We start from the raw sequence: 6276 nt of genomic DNA on the forward strand, positions 1-6276 counted from the left end.
GTGTCGGGTCGGCGGGTGCGGTTGTTTCGGGGGGTTGGCTCTATTTCTTGTTTGGGCGTGGGGGGGGGTTTGTTTTGGGTGTTGGCGGTGGTGGTTTTTGGGCTGTGTGCATCCACGCTCGCGCGCCCCCCCCCGCTCCCACAGGATTCTCAGGCGGCGCGTTTCCGGCGGACCAGGTAGGCCACCCCCAGGATCGCGAACCACACCGGGCTGGCGATGAGGGCCTGGCGGGTATCCGATTCCAGGGTCAGCAGCACAAGTACGAAGGCGAAGAAGGCGAGGCAGACCCAGCACATCAGTACGCCGCCGGGCATCTTGTACGACGACACCGCGTGCAGCTCCGGGCGCTTCTTCCGGTAGGCCATGTACGAGCACAGGATCAGCGACCAGACGAACATGAAAAGGATCGCGGAAAGCGTGGTGACCAGCGTGAACGCGGTGACCAGGTTGGGCACGACGTAGACCAGCATCGCACCGGCGAGCAGGCACGCGCAGGAGAACAACAGCCCGCGCGAGGGCACGGCGGCCTTCGACAGACGCTTGAAGGCGGACGGCGCGTGGTCTTCCTCGGCCAGGCCGTAGAGCATGCGGCTGGTGGAGAAGATGCCGCTGTTCGCCGAGGAGGTCGCCGAGGTCAGCACCACGAAGTTGATCAGGCTCGCGGCCGCCGGGATGCCCGCCAGCACGAACAGCTCCACGAACGGGCTCTTGCCGGGCAGCACCTGGCGCCACGGGGTCACCGACATGATCACCACGAGGGCGAGCACGTAAAAGATGATGATGCGCACCGGGATCGAGTTGATCGCCTTCGGCAGGTTGCGCTCCGGATCGGCGGTCTCGGCCGCGGTCGTGCCGACGAGCTCTATGCCGACGAAGGCGAACACGGCGATCTGGAATCCGGCAAAGAAGCCGCCCACGCCCATCGGGAACATGCCGCCGTCGTTCCACAGGTTGGCCAGCGATGCCACGTGGCCGTCGGGCGAACGGAACGCCCACGCCACCATGCCGAAGCCGGTCACGACCAGTGCGCAGATCGCGATGATCTTGATCAGCGCGAACCAGAACTCGAGTTCGCCGAACAGGCGCACGGTGGTCAGGTTGAGGGTGAGCAGCAGGAGCACGCAGAGCACCGCGGGGATCCACGGCGCGAGCGAGGGGAACCAGAACTGGGCGTAGTTCGCGATGGCGATGACATCCGCGATCGCCGTGATGATCCAGCAGAACCAGTAGGTCCAGCCGCAGAAAAAACCGGCCCACGGCCCGAGCAGGTCCGTGGAGAAATCGATGAAGGACTTGTACTGCAGGTTCGACAGCAGCAGCTCGCCCATCGCGCGCATGACGAAGAACAGCATCACGCCGATGATCAGGTAGACGAACAGGATGGACGGGCCGGCGAGGCTGATGGTCTTGCCCGAGCCCATGAACAGGCCGGTCCCGATCGCGCCGCCGATGGCGATGAGCTGCAGGTGGCGATTGGACAGGCTGCGCCTGAGGTGATCGGGGTTCGATTCCTGCGGAGGGTTCATCGGCGGCTCGGGACGGGACGGAAGGCAGCACCATAGTCGCGTTGTGCCGTCCCGGCAAACGCTCCCACGGGCTAGGGCTGGCACGTCGCGCTTACGCGCTGGACCTGCCAGCCGTAGCCGTCGGCATCGGTGCGCACGGCCATGCATGCACCGAGCGCGTCGGCCGGCAAGAGCAGCAGGTCGCCGCGGACGATGTACTTCTCGTAAAGCGGCGTGATGTCACCGCCGCCGGCGGCCCGCACCGCGGCGATGAGCGCACCCGCGGGGTCCGCGGGGTGCGGCCCGATCTTGCGCAGCACGTCACCCAGGGTCGCCGTGCCCCGCGTGGCCTCGCGCAGCCGCGCGTCGAGCAACGCGCCGAAAAGCATGCCGCGTTGCATGGGCAGCGCCTGGAGGTCAGGTGAGCTCGACCATTCCGCGGCCACCTGTGACTGGGGCGCACGGCGGAACGCGGATGAGCCGTACTGGCCGCTGACCTGGTCGAACCACGCGGCCACGATGTCCCGATCGAGAGTGTGGCTGCCGAGCAGGTCGCTCACGACCTGATACGAACCCAGGCCTTCGGTATACCAGGCGGTAGCCGGGTCCACGGGGCCGGGCGCGAGCAGGCGGCGGTAGTCGGTGATCATCGGAGATACCGCACCGCCCGGCGAGACGCCGCGCTCCAGCACCATGCCCATCCCCGCGCCCTGGCTCCACGAGGAGAGGCCGCCGCCCTCGCGGTCCACCGACGTGATGAAGACCGGGTAATCCGCCGGGCGCCCGTCGCTATCGGCTGCGACGATGGTGAGTGCGCGCGCAGCGAGGTCCACCAACGGTGCTGCCTCCCGTGGGTCGGTTGTATACGTACGCAGATGGCCGCCATGGCCAAGCGGAATGACTTTCTCGGTGACATCCCGGCCGAGGAAACACACGCTGTGGCTCTGCGCCGATGTCGTCGTGGGCGTGGAGGCGGGCAGGTTGGTGAGGCCGCGCCAGCGCGCGGGCAGCTTCCAGGTCACCTCGACGCGGCGCGCGATGTCGTCCGCGGGCATTGCCAGCAGGGCGGAACAAGGCGCAAGCAGCCAGCCGGCCGCCATGTACGGATCCGTATCCCACTCGCGCTGGAGGCTATCGTTGCCGCGCCGGCGATAGCGCAAGGTGAGTCGGGCGTTCGGCGCGCCGGCAAGCACCAGGTGTCCGTGTTCCCCGGCGGAGAGGCTTCCGTCCGACGACAGCGCCAGCTGCGTGCCGGGCAGCACGACGTCGAGCTTCCCGTCCGCTCCGGCTTCCCCCACCAGCTCGACATCGACGGCCTGGAGGTCACCCTGCGCCAGGACGGGCGTCACCGTGTAGTGCAGTGTCGGGGGCTCGGCGGCCCGGGCCATCGGCACCGCAAGCAGGGTGGCGAGCGCAAGATTCCGTGGAACGTGTGCCATGCGTAGCGTCTCCGTGTTGATCCGGAAGCCACCACTGCAAGCCCCGGGCCAGCACGTTGCAACGCGGCTTTCGCCGCCCCGCTACGTGTCCGCGGACACGTAGCGGACAGATCGCCGCGGCGCACGGCCACGGATGTGAAACACCGCCACCGGTACTAACGGGCTATGGGCCTGCCATCGGCACGCTCCCCTTGTACTATCGAGGGACCGCCCATGCCTGGTACCCATGGAGATCACCATGATCGACCCCGCACGCCGGCAACTGATCGAGATCTACCTTGCCGCGTACAACCACTTCGACATCCCCGGCATGTTGGGGGCGCTCACCGATGATGTGCGCTTCGAACACCACCAGGGCGGTGAGCTCAGCGTGGCCACCGATGGCAAGGTCGATCTGGAAAAACTGGCGCGGGTCGGGGCGCAGCTCTTTGCAGCGCGCGAGCAGAAAATCGTGTCGCTCGAAGAGCGCGGCGAAGACGTTGTGGCGATGATCGACTTCCGCGGGGAGATCGCGGAGGACATCCCCGAAGGCCCTCGCGCCGGCACGATCATCGAGATGCAGGGCACTACCGAGTTCGGCTTCGCAAACGGCAAGATCAGCAGGGTGATCGACCGCGCCTGAGCTCAGGCGGCGACGCGTTCCACGGCTGCCAGCAGGCTCTTCCGGTCGTACGGCTTGGCCAGGTATTCCATGTGCGGCAGCAGCCAGTCGTGCTGCTCGCGCATCTCACCCGAAGCCACGAGCACGCGCATGTCGGCATGGCGCGTGGCGAGTTCCTGCCCCGACACGGTGCCGGGCATGCGCACGTCGGTGAAGAGCACGTCCGCGGTGCCGTTGGCCAGCCAACGCTCCGCTTCATCGCCGTTGGGCGCGGTGTGCACGGTGTGCCCTTCGCCCTCCAGGATCATGGCGGAAATTTCGCGGATGGCATCGTCATCCTCGACGAGGAGGACGACCAGGGGACGTGTGGACATGGCTTGGGTTCGCAGGAAAACGCTAAGGCAGATAACGCGCGTCGCGTGAAGGGTCCGTCAATGCATCCGTTTGCATACACGCTATTCCATTGCGCGAATGTGCACCGCATCATAGAGCTTTACCCGGGGGTCTCCATGTCTGCACTCAGCCAGTCCACGATCGATGCGATCCGCCAGAACGAACAGCAACTCCTGACCCGCTGGACCGCCAACCTGGAAGCGAGTGGCGCCTCGCGCGACTCGCGCATCGGCCACCTCGAATTCGAAGGGCAGACCCGGGACTTCCTCCGCCTGCTGGTCGCCGGCTCCGCCACGGGCGATGCAGGCAGCCTCGCCAGCAACGAGTGGAGCGAGACGCGCGGCTTCCTCGAAAAGCTTTCGCGCAGCCGCGCACTGCAGGGTTTCGATTCCGCGAACACGGCGAACTTCATCTTCTCGCTGAAGCGGCCGATCTTCGACCTGCTGCAGAAGACCTATGCCGGCAACGCCGGGGAACTCGCCGCGCAGACCTGGGCGGTTTCTGAGCTGCTCGATGGCCTGGGCATGCACACGATCAAGACGTTCCAGAAGTCGCGCGAAGAAGTGATCAACCGCCAGCAGGAAGAGATGCTGGAACTGTCCACGCCCGTGGTGAAGCTCTGGGAAGGCGTGCTGGCGCTGCCGATGATCGGCACGCTCGATTCGCAGCGCACGCAGGTCGTGATGGAGTCGCTGCTCCAGCGCATCGTGGAGACGGGCGCGGAAATCGCCATCATCGACATCACCGGCGTGCCGACGGTGGATACCCTGGTCGCGCAGCACCTGCTGAAGACGGTCACCGCGATCCGCCTGATGGGCGCCGACGCGATCATCAGCGGCGTGCGGCCGCAGATCGCGCAGACGATCGTCCACCTCGGGCTCGACCTGCAGGGCATCGTCACCAAGGCGAACCTGGCCGACGCCTTGTCGCTCGCGCTGAAGCGCTCGGGCTTCCACGTCTCGAAGGCGGGGTAAGGCCATGGAGCGCATCCCGATCCTGCGCATGGGCGAGTTCCTGCTCGTGACCATCCAGGTGGACATGCACGACCAGCTCGCCCTGACCCTGCAGGACGACCTTTCCAACATGATCAGCAAGACCACGGCGAAGGGCGTCCTGATCGATATCTCCGCCCTGGACATCGTCGATTCGTTCATCGGCCGCATGATCGGCACGATCTCCGGCCTGTCGAAGATCATGGATGCCGACACCGTGCTGGTGGGCATGCAGCCCGCGGTGGCGATCACGCTGGTGGAACTGGGCCTGACCCTGCCGGGCGTGCTCACCGCGCTGGACGTGGAGCGCGGCATGCGCCTGCTGCGCAACCGCGTGGCGGAGCGATGAACGCCGGGCCGGTGGGCACGCAGGCGATTCGCATCGAGCAGGATGTGGTGCTGGCACGGCAGACGGTGCGCAAGCTTGCCGTGCAGGCCGGGTTGCGCCTCGTCGACCAGACCAAGCTGATCACTGCCGCCAGCGAGCTGGCGCGTAACGCGGTGATCTACGGCGGGGGCGGCGACATGGACTGGGAGCTGCTCGAAGACGGTAGCCGCAAGGGTTTGCGCCTGGTCTTCCGCGACGAAGGCCCGGGCATCGCCGACATGAAGCTGGCCATGACCGACGGCTGGACCTCCGGCGGCGGCCTTGGCCTCGGCCTGACCGGCGCGCGTCGCCTGGTCGATGAATTTTCCCTGGAGAGCGCACCGGGTGCTGGCACGCGCGTGACGATCTGCAAATGGACGTGATTTTCCCGGGCCGGCTGACCACGATCATCGCGATCGAGGAAGCCAGCCAGATCGGCCAGGCCCGGCGCGCGGCCGCTCAGGCCGCGGCCTCCTGCGGTTTCGACGAAACCGACGCAGGCCGCGTCGCGCTCGTGGCGACCGAACTGGCGACCAACGTGCTGAAGCACGCGAAGGGCGGTGAGATGCACATCAGCGCGGTGCCGGGCGAGGGTGCCCGCGGCGTCGAGGTGATCGCCGTGGACCGCGGGCCGGGTTTCAACCTCGCTGACTGCCTGCCCGACGGCTACTCGACCGGCGGCACGCGCGGCGAAGGCCTGGGTGCCGTGCGCCGTCAGGCCGACCTGATGGACATGTATGCCGACCAGCGCGGCGCGGTCGTGCTCGCGCGCCTATACCCGAAAGGCTTCTCGCGCGCCGATATCGCGTTCGGGGCGGTCCAGCAGGCGTTGCACGGCGAGGCGGTCAGTGGCGACGGCTGGGGCATGGCGCTCCGGGGCGATGCCACGTGCTTCGTCATGGTCGATGGCCTCGGCCATGGCCCCGCCGCCAACGCTGCCGCGGAGGCGTGCCTGCGGGCGTGGGAACTGGAAGCCTGC

Annotated in this window: 8 protein-coding genes; 5 read left to right on the forward strand and 3 right to left on the reverse strand. The window is 67.1% G+C overall.

Features of this window, described 5'->3' with window-relative positions; all coding sequences use genetic code 11:
- Positions 1–149 precede the first annotated feature (149 nt).
- Together cycA and ACTHLF_RS12030 are read right to left on the reverse strand one after the other, a co-directional pair.
- Complete coding sequence (gene cycA, locus ACTHLF_RS12025) at positions 150–1526, reverse strand: D-serine/D-alanine/glycine transporter (RefSeq protein ID WP_440327581.1); 1377 nt, start codon at positions 1524–1526, stop codon at positions 150–152.
- Positions 1527–1597: 71 nt separating this feature from the next.
- Positions 1598–2944, reverse strand: a complete 1347-nt coding sequence (locus ACTHLF_RS12030; RefSeq protein WP_440327582.1) for a hypothetical protein — start codon at positions 2942–2944, stop codon at positions 1598–1600.
- A gap of 238 nt (positions 2945–3182) precedes the next feature.
- Between ACTHLF_RS12030 and ACTHLF_RS12035 the strand changes: the two genes are divergently transcribed.
- Positions 3183–3566: a nuclear transport factor 2 family protein gene (locus tag ACTHLF_RS12035; protein ID WP_440327583.1), complete on the forward strand. Its 384-nt coding sequence runs from the start codon at positions 3183–3185 to the stop codon at positions 3564–3566.
- A 2-nt stretch (positions 3567–3568) separates the two neighbouring features.
- On the opposite strand, the gene ACTHLF_RS12040 is transcribed toward ACTHLF_RS12035, so the two are convergent.
- Positions 3569–3919, reverse strand: coding sequence for a response regulator (locus ACTHLF_RS12040; protein ID WP_440327584.1), 351 nt, complete (start codon positions 3917–3919; stop codon positions 3569–3571).
- A gap of 135 nt (positions 3920–4054) precedes the next feature.
- Between ACTHLF_RS12040 and ACTHLF_RS12045 the strand changes: the two genes are divergently transcribed.
- The 4 genes from ACTHLF_RS12045 to ACTHLF_RS12060 form a co-directional block, all read left to right on the forward strand.
- Positions 4055–4912, forward strand: a complete 858-nt coding sequence (locus ACTHLF_RS12045) for an STAS domain-containing protein (RefSeq protein WP_440327585.1) — start codon at positions 4055–4057, stop codon at positions 4910–4912.
- Between the two features lie 4 nt (positions 4913–4916).
- Positions 4917–5279 (forward strand): STAS domain-containing protein, encoded by a 363-nt coding sequence (locus tag ACTHLF_RS12050; RefSeq protein WP_440327586.1) that lies wholly within the window; start codon positions 4917–4919, stop codon positions 5277–5279.
- A complete protein-coding gene (locus ACTHLF_RS12055; protein ID WP_440327587.1) occupies positions 5276–5680 on the forward strand; it encodes an anti-sigma regulatory factor in 405 nt (134 codons plus the stop codon). The genes ACTHLF_RS12050 and ACTHLF_RS12055 overlap by 4 nt, the downstream gene beginning before the upstream one ends.
- Positions 5671–6276 (forward strand): ATP-binding protein (locus tag ACTHLF_RS12060; RefSeq protein WP_440327588.1); only part of this gene is annotated, 606 nt, incomplete at its 3' end. The genes ACTHLF_RS12055 and ACTHLF_RS12060, both read left to right, overlap by 10 nt.

Source organism: Luteibacter sp. (assembly GCF_051958795.1).
Taxonomy (GTDB): Bacteria; Pseudomonadota; Gammaproteobacteria; order Xanthomonadales; family Rhodanobacteraceae; genus Luteibacter.

Bases quoted from the DNA above. Each gene is read 5' to 3' on its own strand.
- cycA (WP_440327581.1), bottom strand. From the start codon at position 1,526: ATGAACCCTCCGCAGGAATCGAACCCCGATCACCTCAGGCGCAGCCTG.
- ACTHLF_RS12030 (WP_440327582.1), bottom strand. From the start codon at position 2,944: ATGGCACACGTTCCACGGAATCTTGCGCTCGCCACCCTGCTTGCGGTG.
- ACTHLF_RS12035 (WP_440327583.1), top strand. From the start codon at position 3,183: ATGATCGACCCCGCACGCCGGCAACTGATCGAGATCTACCTTGCCGCG.
- ACTHLF_RS12040 (WP_440327584.1), bottom strand. From the start codon at position 3,919: ATGTCCACACGTCCCCTGGTCGTCCTCCTCGTCGAGGATGACGATGCC.
- ACTHLF_RS12045 (WP_440327585.1), top strand. From the start codon at position 4,055: ATGTCTGCACTCAGCCAGTCCACGATCGATGCGATCCGCCAGAACGAA.
- ACTHLF_RS12050 (WP_440327586.1), top strand. From the start codon at position 4,917: ATGGAGCGCATCCCGATCCTGCGCATGGGCGAGTTCCTGCTCGTGACC.
- ACTHLF_RS12055 (WP_440327587.1), top strand. From the start codon at position 5,276: ATGAACGCCGGGCCGGTGGGCACGCAGGCGATTCGCATCGAGCAGGAT.